The 18,873-nt window shown below is 54.9% G+C and carries 14 protein-coding genes; 10 read left to right on the top strand and 4 right to left on the bottom strand.

Going from position 1 to position 18,873, the window contains the following annotated elements; genetic code table 11:
- The first annotated feature begins 52 nt into the window (after positions 1 to 52).
- The 3 genes from V6940_RS07895 (at position 53) to xylR (ending at position 4,008) form a co-directional block, all read left to right on the top strand.
- Complete coding sequence (locus V6940_RS07895) at positions 53 to 1,594, top strand: xylose ABC transporter ATP-binding protein (RefSeq protein ID WP_333495474.1); 1,542 nt, start codon at positions 53 to 55, stop codon at positions 1,592 to 1,594.
- Complete coding sequence (xylH, locus tag V6940_RS07890) at positions 1,572 to 2,753, top strand: xylose ABC transporter permease XylH (protein WP_333495473.1); 1,182 nt, start codon at positions 1,572 to 1,574, stop codon at positions 2,751 to 2,753. The genes V6940_RS07895 and xylH overlap by 23 nt, the downstream gene beginning before the upstream one ends.
- Before the next feature lie 70 nt (positions 2,754 to 2,823).
- Complete coding sequence (gene xylR, locus V6940_RS07885; RefSeq protein WP_185667445.1) at positions 2,824 to 4,008, top strand: D-xylose utilization transcriptional activator XylR; 1,185 nt, start codon at positions 2,824 to 2,826, stop codon at positions 4,006 to 4,008.
- A gap of 57 nt (positions 4,009 to 4,065) precedes the next feature.
- On the opposite strand, the gene V6940_RS07880 is transcribed toward xylR, so the two are convergent.
- Positions 4,066 to 4,920: a protein bax gene (locus V6940_RS07880; protein WP_333495472.1), complete on the bottom strand. Its 855-nt coding sequence runs from the start codon at positions 4,918 to 4,920 to the stop codon at positions 4,066 to 4,068.
- Positions 4,921 to 5,227: 307 nt separating this feature from the next.
- On the opposite strand from V6940_RS07880, the gene V6940_RS07875 reads away from it, so the two are divergent.
- The 4 genes from V6940_RS07875 to V6940_RS07860 all read left to right on the top strand — a co-directional run bounded on the left by V6940_RS07875 (position 5,228) and on the right by V6940_RS07860 (position 11,966).
- Positions 5,228 to 7,264: an alpha-amylase gene (locus tag V6940_RS07875; RefSeq protein WP_333495471.1), complete on the top strand. Its 2,037-nt coding sequence runs from the start codon at positions 5,228 to 5,230 to the stop codon at positions 7,262 to 7,264.
- A gap of 173 nt (positions 7,265 to 7,437) precedes the next feature.
- Complete coding sequence (gene avtA, locus V6940_RS07870) at positions 7,438 to 8,691, top strand: valine--pyruvate transaminase (protein WP_333495470.1); 1,254 nt, start codon at positions 7,438 to 7,440, stop codon at positions 8,689 to 8,691.
- Between the two features lie 366 nt (positions 8,692 to 9,057).
- Complete coding sequence (locus V6940_RS07865) at positions 9,058 to 10,146, top strand: collagen-like triple helix repeat-containing protein (RefSeq protein ID WP_333495469.1); 1,089 nt, start codon at positions 9,058 to 9,060, stop codon at positions 10,144 to 10,146.
- 104 nt (positions 10,147 to 10,250) lie between these two features.
- Positions 10,251 to 11,966 carry a ShlB/FhaC/HecB family hemolysin secretion/activation protein gene (locus V6940_RS07860; protein ID WP_333495468.1) on the top strand — a complete coding sequence of 572 codons (1,716 nt, stop codon included), beginning with the start codon at positions 10,251 to 10,253 and terminating at the stop codon, positions 11,964 to 11,966.
- Here the strand turns inward: V6940_RS07860 and V6940_RS07855 are convergent.
- Together V6940_RS07855 and V6940_RS07850 are read right to left on the bottom strand one after the other, a co-directional pair.
- Positions 11,958 to 12,419 (bottom strand): 4Fe-4S dicluster domain-containing protein, encoded by a 462-nt coding sequence (locus tag V6940_RS07855; protein WP_333495467.1) that lies wholly within the window; start codon positions 12,417 to 12,419, stop codon positions 11,958 to 11,960. The two genes, V6940_RS07860 and V6940_RS07855, sit on opposite strands and share 9 nt — an antisense overlap.
- Positions 12,420 to 12,540: 121 nt before the next feature.
- A complete protein-coding gene (locus tag V6940_RS07850; protein WP_333495466.1) occupies positions 12,541 to 13,359 on the bottom strand; it encodes an AraC family transcriptional regulator in 819 nt (272 codons plus the stop codon).
- Positions 13,360 to 13,598: 239 nt separating this feature from the next.
- On the opposite strand from V6940_RS07850, the gene V6940_RS07845 reads away from it, so the two are divergent.
- The 3 genes from V6940_RS07845 (at position 13,599) to V6940_RS07835 (ending at position 17,527) form a co-directional block, all read left to right on the top strand.
- A complete protein-coding gene (locus V6940_RS07845; RefSeq protein ID WP_333495465.1) occupies positions 13,599 to 14,999 on the top strand; it encodes an MFS transporter in 1,401 nt (466 codons plus the stop codon).
- A 10-nt stretch (positions 15,000 to 15,009) separates the two neighbouring features.
- On the top strand, positions 15,010 to 16,977 hold the full coding sequence (locus V6940_RS07840) for a glycoside hydrolase family 127 protein (protein ID WP_333495464.1): 1,968 nt from the start codon (positions 15,010 to 15,012) through the stop codon (positions 16,975 to 16,977).
- A 223-nt stretch (positions 16,978 to 17,200) separates the two neighbouring features.
- Positions 17,201 to 17,527: a hypothetical protein gene (locus V6940_RS07835; RefSeq protein WP_333495463.1), complete on the top strand. Its 327-nt coding sequence runs from the start codon at positions 17,201 to 17,203 to the stop codon at positions 17,525 to 17,527.
- Between the two features lie 77 nt (positions 17,528 to 17,604).
- Here V6940_RS07835 and yiaY read toward each other — a convergent pair whose 3' ends face one another.
- Entirely contained in the window at positions 17,605 to 18,756 is a 1,152-nt protein-coding gene (gene yiaY / locus V6940_RS07830; protein ID WP_333495462.1) for an L-threonine dehydrogenase, read from the bottom strand.
- Positions 18,757 to 18,873: the final 117 nt, after the last annotated feature.

The raw sequence follows: 18,873 nt of genomic DNA, 5'->3' as shown, positions 1-18,873 counted from the left end.
CCGCCCCGGCCTTGCGCTGGGGCAGCCTGGCTTACTCGGAGCACAAGCACTTATGCCGTATTTACTCGAAATGAAAAACATCACCAAAACCTTCGGGGTGGTGAAGGCGATTGATCATGTCAGCCTGCGATTAAACCCCGGCGAGGTGGTTTCCCTGTGCGGCGAAAATGGCTCAGGGAAATCGACTTTAATGAAGGTGTTATGCGGTATTTACCCGCATGGCAGTTATGAAGGGGAAATCGTTTTTGCCGGTGAGACGCTACGGCCGACGCATATTCGCGACACCGAGCGTAAAGGCATTGCCATTATTCACCAGGAGCTGGCGCTGGTTAAGCATCTGACCGTGCTGGAGAACATTTTCCTCGGTGCGGAAATTAGCCGCCACGGCGTGCTGGATTACGACACCATGACGCTGCGCTGCGAAAAGCTGCTCGCGCAGGTTAACCTGGCCATTTCGCCGGATACGCGAGTGGGAGATTTAGGTCTCGGGCAACAGCAACTGGTTGAAATTGCCAAAGCGCTGAATAAACAGGTGCGACTGCTGATCCTCGACGAACCCACCGCGTCGTTAACCGAACAGGAAACCGGCGTGCTGCTGGGGATTATTCGCGATCTGCAAAACCACGGCATCGCCTGCGTCTACATCTCCCACAAACTCAACGAAGTCAAAGCCATCTCAGACACCATCTGCGTGATCCGCGACGGCCAGCACATTGGCACCCGCGATGCCACCAACATGACCGAAGATGACATCATCACCATGATGGTTGGGCGCGAACTCACCGCGCTTTACCCTAGCGAACCTCACACCGCCGGCAATGAAATTCTGCGTGTGGAACACCTCACCGCCTGGCACCCCGTGAACCGTCACATTAAACGCGTTAACGACATCTCCTTTAGCCTCAAACGCGGAGAGATCCTCGGTATCGCTGGTCTGGTCGGCGCCGGCAGAACCGAGGCAGTACAGTGTCTATTTGGCGTATGGCGCGGGCGCTGGGAGGGAAAAATCTTTATTGATGGCATGCAGGTAGATATCCGCAACTGCCAGCAGGCCATCGCCCACGGCATTGCGATGGTGCCAGAAGACCGCAAAAAAGACGGTATCGTACCGGTGATGGCGGTCGGTAAAAACATTACGCTCGCAGCGCTAGGCGACTTCAGCGGCGCGCTCAGCAGCCTGGATGATGCCAAAGAGCAGCAGTGCATTTTGCAATCCATTCAACGCCTGAAGGTCAAAACCTCTTCACCGGATCTCGCCATTGGTCGCCTTAGCGGCGGCAACCAACAAAAAGCCATTCTGGCGCGCTGTCTGCTGCTCAATCCACGCATCCTCATTCTGGATGAACCCACGCGCGGTATCGATATCGGCGCCAAATACGAAATCTACAAGCTAATCAATCAACTGGTGCAGCAAGGGATTGCCGTCATCGTTATCTCTTCTGAACTGCCGGAGGTGCTGGGTCTGAGCGACCGGGTGCTGGTGATGCATGAAGGGAAGTTAAAAGCCAACCTGGTCAATGACAACCTGACCCAGGAACAAGTGATGGAAGCCGCCTTAAGGAGTGAACGTCATGTCGAAAAACAACCCGTCTGAAATCAAACTGGCGGCCCCTACATCCGCCCCTGCATTGCGGCTAAAATCGCTTAACCTGCAGGTCTTCGTCATGATCGCGGCCATTATTGTGATTATGCTGTTCTTCACCTGGACCACCGAGGGCGCTTACCTCAGTGCGCGAAACGTCTCAAACCTGCTGCGCCAGACTGCCATCACCGGCATTCTCGCCGTCGGCATGGTGTTTGTGATTATCTCCGCCGAAATCGACCTCTCCGTCGGCTCCATGATGGGCTTACTGGGTGGAGCTGCCGCCATCTTTGACGTCTGGCTGGGCTGGCCGCTGCCGCTGACCATTGTCGTTACGCTGGCGATGGGCCTGGTGCTCGGCGCCTGGAACGGGTGGTGGGTGGCCTATCGCAAAGTGCCGTCGTTTATTGTCACCCTGGCCGGGATGCTCGCCTTCCGCGGCATTCTGATTGGCATCACTAACGGTACCACCGTTTCCCCCACCAGTTCGGCGATGTCGCAGATAGGTCAAAGCTACCTGCCAAACGGCATCGGCTTTACCTTTGGCGCCATCGGGCTGATGGCGTTTGTTGCCTGGCAATGGCGCGGGCGGATGCGCCGCCAGTCGATGGGGCTCGGTACACCAGCATCCAGCGGCGTGGTGGGGCGTCAGGCGCTGACAGCGGTGATTGTGCTGGGTGCCATCTGGTTGCTCAACGATTATCGCGGCGTCCCAACTCCGGTACTTCTGCTCACACTGCTGCTATTAGCAGGGATGTTTATGGCAACCCGCACCGCCTTTGGTCGGCGCATTTACGCCATCGGCGGCAATATCGAAGCGGCGCGACTCTCCGGTATTAACGTTGAGCGCAACAAGCTTGCGGTCTTCGCCATTAATGGCCTGATGGTCGCGATTGCCGGGCTGATCCTTAGCTCACGTCTGGGCGCGGGTTCGCCCTCTGCCGGGAACATTGCCGAACTGGATGCCATTGCCGCCTGCGTTATCGGTGGAACCAGCCTGGCGGGTGGTGTCGGCAGCGTTGCCGGCGCGGTGATGGGGGCATTTATTATGGCTTCACTCGACAACGGAATGAGTATGATGGACGTGCCCACTTTCTGGCAATATATCGTCAAAGGTGCAATTTTATTACTTGCCGTCTGGATGGATTCCGCAACCAAACGGCGTGCTTGATTGCCCAGCCGTGGTGTTGCCGTTCCCCATGACGGCAACACCCCTCATGATTCACGAGGAACCCTGAACCATGTTTGGAAAACGTCACCGCGTGACGCTGCTATTCAATGCCAATAAAGCCTTTGACCGTCAGGTGGTTGAAGGCGTGGGTGAATACTTACAGGCGTCGCAATCTGAGTGGGATATCTTCATAGAAGAAGACTTCCGCGCACGTATCGAAAACATCAAAGAGTGGCTGGGCGATGGCGTTATCGCCGACTACGACGACCCGACCATCGAAGCGCTCCTGACCGACGTCAACGTCCCCATCGTCGGCGTAGGCGGATCCTATCACCGTCAGGAGCAGTATCCTCCCGTTCACTATATCGCCACCGATAACTATGCGCTGGTTGAAAGCGCCTTTCTGCATCTGAAGGAAAAAGGGGTGCATCGCTTTGCGTTTTACGGGCTGCCCTCCGCTAGCGGTAAACGCTGGGCCGAGGAGCGTGAATATGCCTTTAGCCAGATTGTCGCCAAAGAGAAATATCGCGGCGTCATCTACCAGGGCCAGCAGACCGCGCCGGAAAACTGGCAGCATGCGCAAAATCGGCTGGCCGATTGGCTGCAAACCCTCCCGCCACAAACCGGCATTATTGCTGTTACCGACTCCCGCGCCCGCCATGTCCTGCAAGCCTGCGAGCATCTGCATATTCCGGTACCGGAGAAGCTGTGCGTGATTGGCATCGATAACGAAGAGTTGACCCGCTACCTCTCGCGCGTGGCCCTCTCCTCCGTGGCGCAAGGGGCCAGGCAAATGGGGTATCAGGCAGCAAAACTGATGCAGCGACTGCTCGATAACGAAGTCCTGCCGCTTCAGCGCGTGCTGGTCCCTCCGATGCGGGTGATGGAGCGACGATCCACCGACTACCGCTCATTGAACGATCCGGCGGTCATTCAGGCAATGCACTACATTCGCAATAACGCCTGTAAGGGCATTAAAGTCGAACAGGTGCTGGACTCGGTGGGGATTTCTCGTTCAAACCTTGAGAAGCGTTTTAAAGAAGAGGTAGGGGAAACGATTCATGCGGTGATCCACAGCGAAAAGCTGGAAAAAGCCCGTAGCCTGCTGGTTTCAACCTCGCTATCCATTAACGAAATCTCGCAGATGTGCGGATATCCCTCGCTGCAGTACTTCTATTCGGTGTTTAAGAAAGAGTACGACACCACGCCAAAAGAGTATCGCGAGCAGCACAGTGAATCCTTGATTCAGACCTAAGCCAAAGACATAAAAAAAGGCCTTCCACTGGAAGGCCTTTTTTCAATACAGCATCGATTACATATGTGCAGCAATCAGACGCTGGTTGTCCTGGTACATCGCGAACAGGTAATCGTTATAGCTAGAACCCTTGGTCGAATACCCTTTCAGCTTATGAATCATCGCCGTGGCGGTGAGTTCCTGATCCGACTTACGCATCTGGGCGCGAGATTTACGGAACGAGGCATAAGCCGGGTGCGTATTCAGGTTAGCTGCGTAGGCCTGAACAGACTCCTTTACGGAATCAAACTTGGTGTAACCATTCACTGAACCTGAGCCATTTTTACAGCCTTTCCCGCATTTCATGCCGAACAGGTTGTTATTGGCACGCGCCAGTTTGGAGGTACCCCAGCCGCTCTCTGCAGCTGCCATCGTTGCGACCATGCTGCCTGGAATAATGTCGACACGCTCAAGCAGCGAGTTCCACGGCACCTTACGGGTATTGCCGTTCCAGCTGACTTTGTAGCGTGCAGCGATATCTTTCAGGCGCGCACGTTCAGATGGCGACCAACGGCCTTCGTACTGCTTAGAAACCAGCCAGTTACGATCGGCAGTAATAGCCGCATTTTGGCTTGTGATATAAGGCATTACCGTCCGGAGAAACGCTCTTTTCCTTGGGGTTCCGGAAGGGTATTTTCGCAAATCAGGAAGTGAACTGCTCTTTACACTATTGCGAGAATACTCTTGTTTACTGCTTGCCTTGCTATAACTTGCCTTTGTTGCTTTTGGTGCCGTCGCCTTCGTATGTTTTGTTACCGAGGCTTTTTGATGCTTCGTTACCGTGTGTGTTGTTGCAAACACCCCACCTGAAAAAGTCCAGATGAGTAACATAAGTATCGCGGCCCCATATCGTCGAATGGGAGTCGATATCATTAGGTCTCCTGGTCGGATTTAATCATTCCAACGCCTTATTATTTCAAAAAATTGAGAGCTGAATCTCAAATTATAGCAAAAATACCCCGCCAACGCACGTTCAGGAAATAGTCCTATTCCGAATCGGCATGTGGACGCGATTCAGCATAAGACAAATTGCGCAGGCAAAATGTCATCCACCTCTCATTTTAGTTCATTTTTTGACCTCTATCACTCAGCCCTGCTTCTCCTCCTTTTGCCAGGATGAGTACAGCGCGATAAGCGACTGGCACACTAAGGAAAAATTCGTTGGCACAAGGATCCCGGAATGAAATTCGCCGCCCTGATACCACTACTGATTCCCACTTTTGCCGGCGCAGCTAGCTGGTCCAGCGAGGGCTTTCCTGCTTTTTCTGCGGAAGGCACCGGCAAGTTCAGCAGCCAAAAAATGCTCGCTAAGGGTACTCGCCCGCTAAGACTGAATTTTGACCAACAGTGCTGGCAGCCCTCTTCACCCATTCGCCTCAACCAAATGTTGTCGCTGGAACCGTGCCAGGGCGAAGCGCCACAGTGGCGTCTCTTTCGTGACGGCAGTTACGTACTGGAGGTTGATACACGTTCAGGAACACCAACGCTCACCATCGCGGTACAAAATGATGCCCAGGACAGTGCAAACCCCGTTGCAGTCCGCCAGTGCCCGCGCTGGGACGGCAAACCGCTAACGCTGGACGTCACCAACACCTTTCCGGAAGGCAGCGCCGTACGCGATTTTTACAGCGGCCAGACGGCAACGGTAAAGCAGGGAAAGATCACGCTGCGCCCGTCCGATAACAGCAATGGACTCCTGTTGCTTGAAAGCGCAGAGGTCTCCAGCACTGCGCCGTTTAGCTGGCACAACGCCACGGTCTATTTCGTACTGACCGATCGTTACGTCAACGGCGACCCAAGCAACGACCATAGCTATGGTCGCCATAACGACGGCATGCAGGAGATTGGCACCTTCCACGGCGGCGATCTGAAAGGCCTGACCAGCAAACTCGACTATCTGCAAAAGCTAGGGGTGAATGCACTGTGGATTAGCTCTCCGCTCGAGCAGATCCACGGCTGGGTTGGCGGCGGCACAAAAGGCGACTTCCCGCACTACGCCTATCACGGCTATTACACCCAGGACTGGACGCGTCTGGACGCCAACATGGGTACCGAAGACGATCTGCGCGCGTTGGTGGATGGCGCACATCAGCGCGGTATACGCATTCTGTTTGACGTGGTGATGAACCACACCGGCTACGCTACCCTTGCCGATATGCAGCAATATCAGTTCGGCGCGCTCTATCTTAAAGGCGATGACATCACCAAAACGCTGGGCCAGCAGTGGACGGACTGGAAGCCAGGCCCCGGCCAGACCTGGCATAGCTTTAACGATTACATCAACTTTAGCGATAAAGCCGCGTGGGAAAAATGGTGGGGCAAAGCGTGGGTCCGCACCGATATTGGCGATTACGATAACCCCGGTTTTGATGATTTAACCATGTCACTGGCATTCCTGCCGGACCTCAAGACCGAGTCCACCACGCCGAGTGGGTTGCCGAATTTCTACCACAACAAGCCGGATACCCACGCCAGCGTTATCGAGGGCTTTACGCCACGCGACTATCTGACTCACTGGCTCAGCCAATGGGTGCGTGACTACGGTATTGACGGTTTCCGCGTGGATACCGCCAAACACGTTGAGATGGCGGCCTGGCAGCAGCTCAAAGCGCAATCTATCGAGGCGCTAGCCGAATGGAAGAAAGCCAACCCGCAAAAAGCACTCGATGCCGCACCGTTCTGGATGACTGGCGAAGCCTGGGGACACGGCGTAATGGAGAGCGAGTACTACCGCCACGGCTTTGACGCGATGATCAACTTCGATTACCAGGATCAGGCGGCGAAAGCCACCGACTGCCTGGCCAATATCGATATGACCTGGCAGCAGATGGCCGACAAGCTGCAAAGCTTTAACGTCTTAAGCTACCTGTCATCACACGATACCCGCCTGTTCCGCGAAAAAGGCAATAACGCTGCTGAACTGCTGCTGCTTGCTCCCGGTGCCGTGCAGATCTTCTACGGCGATGAGTCCAGCCGTCCCTTTGGGCCAACCGGTTCTGACCCGCTACAGGGCACCCGCTCGCAGATGAACTGGCAGGACGTAACCGGTCAATCCGCCGCGACGGTCGCACACTGGCAAACACTAGGCCAGTTCCGCGCCCGTCACCCCGCTATCGGTGCAGGCAAGCAGACTACCCTTACTCTCCCGCAAGGCTATGGTTTTGTTCGTAAAACGGGTGGAGATAAAGTGATGGTCGTCTGGGCAGGCAAGCCATAACGTATCCTTATCACGGCCCGTATTCACCATACGGGCTTCTTTAGAATAAATGACTACATAAACACAAATATCACGCGTTATTCGCTAAAACCCCTTTCACGAGGCCATTTGCACCCTATCGTCAGTGGCGTTATCGTTATCGGCTTCACAGAACAAGCAATAGAAACTCGGCTATGACATTTTCACTTTTTGGCGACAAATTCACCCGCCATTCGGGCATCACCCGCCTGATGGAAGACCTCAACGACGGTTTACGCACTCCAGGTGCCATTATGCTAGGCGGCGGTAACCCGGCGCAGATCCCTGAGATGAACGCGTACTTCAATAATCTACTGGCGGAGATGCTGGAAAGCGGCAAAGTCTCTGAAGCGCTGTGTAATTACGATGGTCCTCAGGGCAAAAATGAACTGCTCGTCGCCCTGGCCGATATGCTGCGTAATGAATTAGGTTGGGAGATCGGCCCACAGAATATTGCACTGACAAATGGCAGCCAAAGCGCATTTTTCTACTTGTTCAATCTGTTCGCCGGTCGACGTGCGGACGGTTCTACTCGCAAGGTGCTGTTCCCGCTGACGCCAGAGTACATTGGCTATGCGGATTCCGGCCTCGAAGACGATCTATTTGTCTCTACCCGTCCGCACATTGAACTGCTCCCGGAAGGGCAGTTTAAGTATCACGTCGATTTCGATAATTTACCGATCGGTGAAGACACCGGGATGATCTGCGTTTCACGTCCGACCAACCCAACGGGTAACGTGATCACCGACGATGAGCTGAAACAGCTCGATGCACTAGCCAACCAGCACGGCGTGCCGCTGGTTATCGATAATGCTTACGGCGTTCCTTTCCCAGGAATCATCTTTAGCGAGGCGCGCCCGCTGTGGAACCCAAACACCGTGCTGTGCATGAGCCTGTCCAAGCTCGGTCTGCCGGGTAGCCGCTGCGGCATCATCATTGCCAACGAATCGATTATCACCGCCATCAGCAATATGAACGGTATCATCAGCCTTGCGCCGGGCGGCATTGGGCCGGCGATTATGTGCGAAATGATTAAGCGCCACGATCTGCTGCGGTTGTCAGAAACGGTCATCAAACCGTTCTACTATCAGCGAGTTCAGGAAACCATTGCCATCCTGCGCCGTTATTTACCGGAAGAACGCTGCCTCATCCATAAGCCTGAAGGGGCCATCTTCCTGTGGCTGTGGTTTAAAGATTTGCCGATTACCACCGAAGTGCTCTATCAGCGTCTGAAAAAACGCGGCGTTCTGATGGTGCCCGGCGATTTCTTCTTCCCAGGGCTGGATAAACCCTGGCCGCACACCCACCAGTGTATGCGCATGAACTATGTGCCGGATCCGGATAAAATTGAAGCCGGTGTCAAAATTCTTGCTGAAGAAATTGAATTAGCCTGGAATGAACAGCATTAAAATATGATATATCAGCCTCCGGAAAATGGAGGCTGATATTTTTCTGTGATCCGCATTGTTATTTTAGAAAAAGAAAATAGAAATACAGTCTTACTACTCTACTCGGATTACTCCCAATTTCAGCCTGCTATTTTATTACCACTAAACACTCACACCCATTATTCATTATTGCTTAATATGTTAAATATGGAGTAACAGCATGTTTCTCAAGAGCATATTTATTTACATAGCAGACTTTGTTTATGCTTAAGTTAAATCAGAGTTTTCCATACTTTCGTATGAAAAGAAACGCCCCATGCAAGGCTTAATTTTCACCATACACTGACTAATACGCACTCGGCGTTTTTAACTGGTGGAGATAAGATCATGGCCTCTAAAAAAATTAGCCAATTAAGCATAATTGCTATGGCGGTGCTTCTTGCTTTCTCACTCTCTGCCTGTAGCGGAAGCGGCGGAGGTTCACATTCAACGGCCAAAAACGGCACCACGACGGGTAGCGGTTCTGGCGGTGGAGACGGCTCTGGCTCCGGCGGCGGCGATGGTAGCGGCGGCGGGAACGGTAATGGCAACGGCAATGGGTCGGGTACCGGTAGCCAAACCGCTGGCAGCAGCATTCTGGGTGAAACCGGAAAAGCGGTATCCGGCGTGGGCGATACGTTGGGCGGTCTGGGTAGTCAGTTGACCAGCACGGCAGGCAACAACCCGGTTACCTCAACCATTTCAACTACCGTCACCGGCGTGGGTAACGCAGTCGATACCTTAGGAACCGGTGTAACCAACGGTGTCGGGAACTCATCAAACCCTAACGGTGTGGGGACGACGCTGCAGGGCACCACCAATACCGTTACGGTGCTGGGGAATACGGTATCCGGAGTGGGTAGCAACCTGTCCACCAGCACCTCTGGCACACCGGTTGCCGGGGTGACCGGGTTGGTCGGCAACGTGGTGAATAGCGCAGGTCAGATTGTCAGCAGCACCGGTACGGGCTTAACCAGCACTCTGCAAAGCCCAGGTGCCGTCGCCGCCACGACCGGCGTAACTTCCGTCGTCAATAACACGCTTTCTGGGGTCCAGGGCGTCACTCAAGGCGTCGGGACAACGACCGGTTTAGGCACTCCGGTTAACGGCCTGCTCACCCAGGTGGGCACCACCGTAAGCGGGCTTGGTAACAACGTCAGCACCTCAACGCCGGCACTGGGCGGCGTCGGGCAGGTGGTCTCTAGCGTCGGGAATATCGTGACGGATGCCGGTGGCTTAGTGAAACCTACCGGCACCCAGACTAGCGGCGGCGGCCTGCTGGCAAGCGCCTCACTGGGAGGCACGGTCAGTTCATTAACTAATACGCTCAACGTCAGCACCTCTGCTAACGCCAGCGCCAGTGCCAGCAGCTCTTCAACCACTACCACGACCACTCCTTTGGGTGGTCTGCTCAGCGGGTTAACGTTAAAAAAATAAGCTATATATTTATTAATGCTTTCCGTGCCCCCGCAATGGGGGCACGTTTTTCAGCAGAATAACAATAATCATCCTTGCACAATAAAATACACAAGGAACGCGTCATGAAAACGACCCTGGCTTATGCGCTATCGGGGGTTGTTCTGCTTAATATAGCCAGAGCAGACACATTACCCGCATTGATTGACCCCAATAACCCGGCAAAAGCGGAACATAACAGCACGCCGCAAGCCCCCCCTACTGCAGCCCCGAGTTTAACCGTAAGCGTTCCTAAAAATAAATTAACGCCAGAAACGCTTATTAAAGTCGATCATATTCAATTTATTGGCGGCACGGTATATCCGTTAAAAGAGCTCTTGCAGCCTTTTGTTCCCTACGCACACAAACAGGTTCCGTTAAAAACGCTGGTCGGGCTTATTAATGATATTACGCTACGCTACCGTGCTGACGGCTACCCGCTCTCCTATGCCTGGCTTCCGGATGACAACTTTCATGACGGCACGATCAAAATCGTTCTGGTGGAAGGCTATGTTGCGCACAGCGACATTCAAAGTAATAACCCCAATCTGGCAGAGCGCTTAAAACGACTTGCCGCCAAAATCATGGCCGAGAAGCCGTTGACGCAGGCAACCTTCGACCGCTACACCCAATTAATGACCCGTACTCCCGGCGTCACCGTTGATGCCAGCGCACAGCTGCCGCAAAACATCTATGGCGCCGCGGCCATGCAGGCTAAAAGTATTCAGCCGCATATCTGGGATATTTCATCGACCATCGATACCCGTCGCAGCCAGAACATGGCGTTCGTCACCGGGTCACTGAGCAACTTAACCAGCTATGGCGATCAGCTCGGGCTGGCGACATTGATTCCGCTCGACAGCTCAACGCGGAAATCCTATTTAGGGCTGAACTATCAACAGTTCCTGACTGACGACGGGCTGATGATGCAGCTCAAAGGTAGCTTCTACCGCGACAACCCACGGGACTATACGCCGTTACAGTACTACTCGGGGGGCTACTTAGATTCCCGGCAAGAAACCACGCAATATAACGGCGGCGCGATGTTCAGCTATCCGATTATCTTAACCGGCAAGCAGCAGCTCAACGTTAATGGAGGCATCGACTACACCGACCGCCGGAACGACAACCACATCCGTCAGATTGAGAACACGCAAACGGTCGATAGCATCGATCTCAAAAGTCACGTTCGCTACCCGGCATTTGAGTTTGGCATCAACGGCCTGCAGGCATTCGACCGCGCCAGCATTAACGGCAAGCTGACGCTGCGTCAGGGCGTAGATATTTCATCTATGGCAGATGCCGCGCCGGCTTTCGGCAACGATCTCTCCTTCACGCTATGGAAAAGCAACATTGATGCGGCCTGGATGATCACCGACAAATGGCGACTCTCTACTTCAATGGAAGGCGACTGGTCAGATAACGACTTGCCGGAACCCGAACGCGTCAGCTTCGGTGCCCAGCGCTTTGGCCGCGGCTACCAGGACGGAGAAGCCAGCGGTGACTACGGTTATGGTGGGCAGGTTGAGCTTCGCTACGTGCATCCGATAAAAGAGAACAGCTGGGTTGCCACCGTGCAGCCGTATGTACTGACCGACACCGCCCAGACCTGGTTCAACGCGCCAGGGCTGCCGCATCAACGGCTCGCTTCTGTCGCTACCGGGGTGATGTTTGCCGATAACAAACACTACAGCGTGACGGTCGAGGCCGCGCGCCCGGTGGGCGATGTGCCAACCGACAGCCACAATCGTGACTGGCGCTACAGCCTGACGTTTAGTTGGAACTTCAACAACCTACATTAATCCCGGCACCGGGCGCTGGCTGACGTCAACACAGGCCAGCGCTCCCGTCGGGCAGGCCGCCACGCAGGCGGGGCCTTCTTCACGGTGACGGCATAAATCGCACTTTATCGCCTGCGGCCGTCGCCCTTGCACGCTGACGTTCATCGCCCCAAAAGGACACGCCAGCATACAGCTCTTACAGCCGATACATAGTGTCTGCTGAACAGCAACCACGCCGTTTTCACGCTGGATTGCACCGGTAGGACACACGTTACTGCACGGCGCATCTTCACACTGGTGACAGGCCACCGCAGTGGAAAACGTCCCGCCCTTCACCACCCGAATGCGGGGAAGAAACGCCTCGCGCGAGACGCTAGCACACGCCTGTTCATCCTGGTGCGCCACTACGCAGGCCACTTCACAGGTTCGACAGCCAATGCACTTTAAGGAATCAGCGACAATAAACGGGTTCATTCCCCACTCCGTTGCGAGAGATAAACCCTAAGAGTGCCAGAGCGGCGAGGCGATACGCTTTGATCCGACGTGGGGAATGCGCGTTTTTTGATAAATGCCAGAGTCAATTCAGTCGTTTGCCTCAGGCCGAATTGATATGTTCCTTACAGTACCGCCGCTTCCACGCGGCGGGCGTCAGCCCGGTGTGCTTACGAAAGATTTGTCGGAAATACCCCACATCAGCGAAACCGCACTGTTCGGCGACCTCCTTCAGTGAGCACGCATGATTGCTCAGCAGCTTTTCCGCCGCCCTCACCCGCTGGCGATGGATGGCTTCGGTGAGGGTGAGATGGAAAACGCGACGATAAACGCGTCCAAGATAGTCCGCGTTGCAGTGCAGTTCTCGCGCCAGCATTGAGGTCGACAGCGGGAGATGGTAGCGCGTGTGGATCATCTGCTGCGCTTTCCATGCCAGCGCCGCGCCGCCTTCATCCTTTGGCTCCGCCTGCTGCGCAGAGAGCGAAATATGCTGCAGAATCAACAGTAAAATGAGCTCCAGCGAGGCGTTGCGCTGAATTTTTTCCTGCTCGTTGAGAAATTGTCGAAACAGCGATGTCAGGTACTGAGGGTCGTGTAGCGTGGTCTGCTGAGGGATAGCTAACTGCGTGACCAGCGGGTGGGGCGGCGTCGAGGCGTTAATTTCGAAATGGAGCCAGTAAAATTTCAGGTCGGCGGGGAAATCCTCGATGCCAACATGTCGGCGACCGGGCCAGAGCAGCAGGCTATCCCCCGCAGAAAGGTGAAAAACTCGCTCCTCTTCCTGAATCGCTAACGTCCCTTTTTCAACAAATAGCACCTCCCATGAGCGTAACCTGCGGGCCGGGTGCCGCCCCACGCCCCGGGAGATAAAAAGCCCGCCGTTTTGAACCTTAATCGGAAGCGCTATGGATAGATTGAGCATAAATATTAATAATCCCGCTTTTTCGTAGAAAAAAAATACGCCTTCCAATTGATTATTAACAATTAAAACCGTTTGTGCTCGATCACCTTCACACTTTTCCGATCAGGTCGGAATTACCCACTTTTTATACTTCTTTGTGACCTTGTTGGTCTTCGTTTTCCAGGCAAAATTAAACAGGTCATGACACAACAACAATATCCCTACTGAAGCAGACATCTCCACATTGCGAGGAGCATCCCATGACCGCTACACCCATTTCCACCAACGAGGTTGTGCCGGGTACCCTGGACGAGAAGTTAACCGTCCGGGAGAAAATCGGCTACGGCCTTGGCGATGCAGGCGGCACCGTCATTACCTGTCTCATCGGCAACTTTCTCACCTTTTTCTACACCGACGTTTTTGGCCTGACGCCAGCGGTCGTGGGTACGCTCTTTATGGTACTTCGCGTTTTTGATGCGATTTCCGACCCAATTATGGGCGTGGTCGCAGACCGCACCCGCAGCCGCTGGGGGCGCTTTCGCCCGTGGCAGCTATGGATCGCGGTGCCGATTGCCATCGTCGGCGTGCTGACCTTTACCGTGCCCGACGCCAGCATGGGCGTAAAAATTGCCTGGGCCTTCGGTACCTATCTGCTGCTCTCCATTAGCTACACCGCCATTAACGTCCCTTATTGCGCGCTGATTAACACCATGACTACGCGCCATAGCGAGGTGATCTCCTGCCAGGCCTGGCGCTTTGTACTGTGCGGCGTGGCGGGCTTTTTAGTCTCCGTCGGCCTGCCGTGGCTGGTGAATGTACTGGGCCAGGGCGACAGCGCTCAGGGCTATCAGTATGGCGTGGGCATCCTTTGCGCGATTGCCGCCGTAATGTTCCTGTGCTGCTTCTTCTGGGTTCGCGAGCGCGTTTCGCTGGACATGATGGGCAAATTCACCCTGCGCCAACACATCGCAGGGCTGCGTAAAAACGACCAACTGCTGCTGATGCTGCTGATGTCTTTCCTGCTGATCAACGTGTTCAATATTCGCGGCGGCGGCTATATGTACTTCATCACCTACGTCCTCGGCGGCTCTACCGGCTACACCTCACTGTTCTTCACCATGGTGACCTTCGCGTCGATTTTCGGTTCGGTGATCATCAACTTCCTGTCGCGCCGCTTTGATACCGTCAAGCTGTACTACCACACCAACCTGGTACTGGCGGCGCTCGCCGTGCTGATGTGGTTCTTACCGACCGGGGCCGCCTACCAGATGCTATGGCTGGCCGTTATCCTCGGCAACGGCATCATTTTGGGCTTTACGCTGCCGCTGCACTTCTCCCTGATGGCCTTCTCTGATGATTACGGCGAGTGGAAAACCGGCGTGCGTTCATCCGGCATGAACTTCGCCTTCAACCTGTTTTGTATCAAGCTCGCCTGGGCATCCAGCGCTGGCATCATCAGCCTGGTGTTTATCTACGTCGCCTATCAGCCGGGCGCGGGAAACCAAACCGCATCGTCACTTGCCGGGATCACCGCCACCGAGACGCTATTACCAGCGCTGTTCCACCTGCTGCTGGCGTTCTCCATCCGCGCCTGCAAGCTCAATAACCCAATGATGTCGCGCATTGCTACCGACCTGCGCGCGAGTCACGTTTCATCCTGAGGAGTTTGTCATGTCCGCTATGGAAGTCGATTTGCATACGTTGAAAGTGAATGACCCGTTTTTCGCCCAGTACCAGCAGTTGGTGCGCGATGTGGTGATCCCGTATCAATGGGATGCGTTAAATGACCGGGTAGACGACGCTGAGCCGAGCCACGCGATAGAAAACTTCCGCATTGCCGCCGGGCAGCAGAAGGGGGAATTTTACGGTATGGTTTTCCAGGACAGCGACGTGGCGAAGTGGCTGGAAGCCGTCGCCTGGTCGCTGTGCCAGAAACCGGATGCCGAGCTTGAACGCACCGCCGATGAAGTCATCGAACTGATTGCTGCCGCCCAGTGCGAAGACGGCTATCTCAACACCTACTTTACGGCAAAAGCGCCCGACGAGCGCTGGACCAACCTGGCTGAATGCCACGAACTCTACTGCGCCGGGCATATGATTGAAGCGGGCGTGGCCTTCTTCCAGGCCACCGGCAAGCGCCGCCTGCTCGAGGTGGTATGCCGTCTGGCTGACCATATCCATCAGGTCTTCGGTACCGGTGAGCAGCAGATCCACGGCTATCCGGGCCACCCAGAGATCGAACTGGCGCTGATGCGCCTGTATGAAGTGACTCAGGAACCGCGCTACATGGCGCTGGTGAACTACTTCGTCGAAGAACGCGGCAAACAGCCGCATTTCTATGACGACGAGTACGAAAAACGCGGTCATACCTCCTACTGGCATACCTACGGCCCGGCCTGGATGGTTAAAGACAAAGCCTACAGCCAGGCGCACCAGCCGCTTGCCGAGCAGCAGACCGCCATCGGCCACGCGGTGCGCTTTGTCTACCTGATGACCGGCGTGGCGCACCTTGCCCGGCTGAGCAACGACGAACGTAAACGTCAGGACTGCCTGCGCCTGTGGAACAACATGGCGCAGCGGCAGCTGTACATTACCGGCGGCATCGGTTCACAAAGTAGTGGCGAAGCCTTTAGTAGCGATTACGACCTGCCGAACGACACGGTCTACGCCGAAAGCTGCGCCTCAATTGGCCTGATGATGTTCGCTCGCCGCATGCTGGAGATGGAAGGTGACAGCCAGTATGCCGATGTCATGGAGCGCGCCCTGTATAACACGGTACTCGGCGGCATGGCGCTGGACGGGAAACACTTCTTCTACGTTAACCCGCTGGAAGTGCACCCTAAAACGCTGCAGTTTAACCACATCTACGACCACGTGAAGCCCGTGCGCCAGCGCTGGTTCGGCTGCGCCTGCTGCCCACCCAATATTGCCCGCGTACTGACCTCCATCGGCCACTATATCTACACCCCGCGCGAAGATGCGCTGTACGTGAACCTCTACATTGGTAACAGCATGGAAGTGCCAGTAGGCGATAAAACGCTGCGCCTGCGCATTAGCGGTAACTACCCGTGGCAGGATCAGGTCAAGATCGCTATTGATTCACCAGATCCGCTAAACCACACGCTGGCTCTACGTCTGCCGGATTGGTGCAGCGCGCCGCAGGTGGCGCTGAACGGCCGCGATGTCGTGGGGACGGTGAAAAAAGGCTATCTGCATATCAGCCGCGCCTGGGTTGAAGGCGATACGCTCACCCTGACAATGCCGATGCCGGTGCGCCGCGTCTACGGAAACCCGCTGGTGCGCCACGTCGCCGGTAAGGTCGCCTTGCAGCGCGGGCCACTGGTCTACTGCCTGGAGCAGGCCGATAACGGTGAAGAGCTGCATAACTTATGGTTGCCGGATAACGCAGTGTTTACCGAGCTGGAAGGCAAAGGTATTTTCGCCCACAAGGTGCTGCTGCAGGCACAGGGAGTGAAATACACCGCACACCATCCAGAAAAACAGTCACTGTGGCATTACGACACGGCGCCAGCCAGGCGTCAGGCACAGACGCTGACCTTTATTCCGTGGTTTAGCTGGGCGAACCGTGGCGAGGGAGAAATGCGAATTTGGGTCAACGAAGAGAAACAGGCTGAGTGATCGTGCGATATGTTGCCTGATGGCGTTTCGCTTATCAGGCCTACGGCCCGTAGCCCGGACGAGGCGTGAACACGCCGGCTCCGGGTTCGCCTCAGCGGCGCTACGCTTGGCCGGGCTACGATTAATTGTAGGTTCATCCCATAATGATAATCCTGCCCACCACAGCCACCGCCAGATAATTTATAGTGTTCTCATTCAATAAATAACGCGTAAACACAATCACATGGATGAATTCAAAACGGTCGCTTTAAAGAAAATCAGCGCAGGCTCCATTTATAAAATCTACCTTCTTGGGCTGCTCTGTTCACTCGTCCCGATCGGCATATTGAACGGTATTCTCGGCGCTATTGGCATTACGCTGTTTGCCGTTCGCTGGAATGGGGAAGTGATACATGGCGCTAGCACGTTGGTTATCAGCCCCTGCTTGTTTGCACTGATGGCACTCATGTTTACCGGCGTTCTCGGCAGCCTGAGCTGGGCAGGGCTATGGCTCTATAGCCAGTTCCGCCCACTGATAGTACGCCTCTCACTCATCGACCCAGAACAGTAGGCCTGATAAGCGCAGCGCCATCAGGCACAAAAAAAGCAGAACGCGAACGTTCTGCTTTTTTTAACGCCGGGTCCGAATTACATCGCCGCGCGGAAAATCGCCATGATCTCTTCGTGGGTGGCCTGGATAGGGTTGGTGAAACCGCACGCGTCTTTCAGCGCGTTGGTTGCCAGCACCGGGATATCTTCTTCTTTCACGTTCAGGTCACGCAGGCCGGCAGGAATATTGACCTGACGCGCCAGTTTACGAATCGCATCAACGCATGCCGCCGCGCCCTGCTCATCGTTCATCGCGCTCACGTCGATATTCATCGCCTTCGCGCAATCACGCAGACGTGCTGCCGCGACTTTGCTGTTGAACACCTGAACGTGCGGCAGCAGAACCGCGTTGCAGACACCGTGCGGCAGGTCGTAGAAACCGCCCAACTGGTGCGCCATCGCGTGAACGTAGCCCAGGGACGCGTTGTTGAACGCCATGCCCGCCAGGAACTGGGCATAGGCCATCGCTTCACGCGCTTCGCTGTTACTGCCGTGTTCAACGGCGGTCGGCAGGTTTTCGACAATCATGGTGATCGCTTTCAGCGCACATGCGTCGGTGATAGGTGTTGCGGCGATAGAAACGTAGGCTTCAATGGCGTGGGTCAGCGCATCCATACCGGTTGCGGCGGTCAGCCCTTTCGGCATGCCTTCCATCAGGGAGGAGTCGTTAACGGACAGCACTGGCGTCACGTGTTTGTCGACAATCGCCATTTTGATATGACGCGTCACATCGGTGATGATGCAGAAGCGGGTCATTTCCGACGCCGTACCCGCGGTGGTATTAATCGCGATCATTGGCAGCTGCGGCTTCGCGGAGCGGTCAACGCCTTCGTAATCACGGATATCGCCACCGTTGGCTGCCACCAGCGCGATCCCTTTCGCGCAGTCGTGCGGGGAACCGCCGCCCAGGGAGATGACGCAATCACAATCATTGGCGCGCAACATTTCCAGACCTTCTTCAACGTTGACCGTCGTCGGGTTCGGATGGGTGCCATCAAACACCACGCTCAGAATGTCGAATGCCTGCAGACGTTTCTGGATATCGCCCGCGACACCTAGCTTATTCAGCACTGCATCGGTGACAATCAGCGCACGGCGATAGCCGTACTCTTTCATTGTGTTCATTGCGTCATTTAACGCGCCATTACCGATGACATTCACTGATGGAATGAAAAAAGTCGATGCAGCCATGATAGTTCCTTTATTTAATAAGCAGGCTCCCGAGGCTATAGCAATATTTATCGAGAAAACCCGATCAAGTTGGCATTTTTATCTATGGATAAAATAAAAAGCACGCCATGTTATTGT

The organism is Kluyvera sp. CHPC 1.251, from assembly GCF_036759945.1.
Lineage (GTDB): Bacteria > Pseudomonadota > Gammaproteobacteria > Enterobacterales > Enterobacteriaceae > Kluyvera > Kluyvera sichuanensis.
Note: the sequence above shows the minus strand (reverse complement) of the source record. Positions and strands in the feature narration are given on the sequence as shown.